This window comes from Streptococcus mitis, from assembly GCF_003942685.1.
Lineage (GTDB): Bacteria > Bacillota > Bacilli > Lactobacillales > Streptococcaceae > Streptococcus > Streptococcus mitis_CD.
In genome coordinates this window covers 1-870 of record NZ_RJNR01000037.1, presented here as the reverse complement: position 1 = coordinate 870, position 870 = coordinate 1, and the positions used below count along the sequence as shown (strand labels likewise).

Genomic DNA, 870 nt, shown 5'->3' with positions numbered 1-870 from the left:
GAACCAGTTAACCCAGATAACCCAACTCCACAACCAAACACACCAGTNAATCCAGGACAACCAGATAGNCCACGTTGGCCAGGAACCGTTGAAAACTTGGATAACAAGGAAAGTGTTAGCCGTACCATCCATTATGTTTACGAAGATGGAAGTAAAGCTAAGGATGATGTGGTTGAAACACTGAACTTCAAACGTTGGAGCAATGTCAACTTGGTAACAGGTCATATTGACTTCCAAGACTGGACAACNAATGATGATACGTTTGATAAAGTGGTCTCTCCAACCATCGCAGGTTACACAGCGGATAAATCAGAAATCCCAGCTGTAAGTGGAGTTCAAGCGAAAGACCAAGACCGTGTTGAAACAGTTACTTACCGTAAGGATGCTCAAAAAGCTATTATCCGTTATGTAAGCACTAACGGTAACCGTGTTCTCACAACAGATGAAGTGACAGGTAAGTCAGGTGAAGCCATTGCCTACAGCACAACAAGTCAAATCAATGAATTCAAGAAACAAGGTTATAAGCTTGTTAGCGATGAATTCACANCAGGTGGTGCGAAGGTTTATGACTACGATACAGCACGTGACCAAGTCTACACTGTAACCCTTTCAGAACGTGTTGAACCAGTTAACCCAGATAACCCAACTCCACAACCAAACACACCAGTNAATCCAGGACAACCAGATAGNCCACGTTGGCCAGGAACCGTTGAAAACTTGGATAACAAGGAAAGTGTTAGCCGTACCATCCATTATGTTTACGAAGATGGAAGTAAAGCTAAGGATGATGTGGTTGAAACACTGAACTTCAAACGTTGGAGCAATGTCAACTTGGTAACAGGTCATATTGACTTCCAAGACTGGACAACC

At 43.1% G+C, this 870-nt stretch carries 1 protein-coding gene; it reads left to right on the top strand.

The features are described from left to right. Positions 1-96: 96 nt before the first annotated feature. The coding region (locus D8855_RS10390; protein WP_474104126.1) for a mucin-binding protein at positions 97-870 on the top strand (774 nt) is incomplete at its 3' end.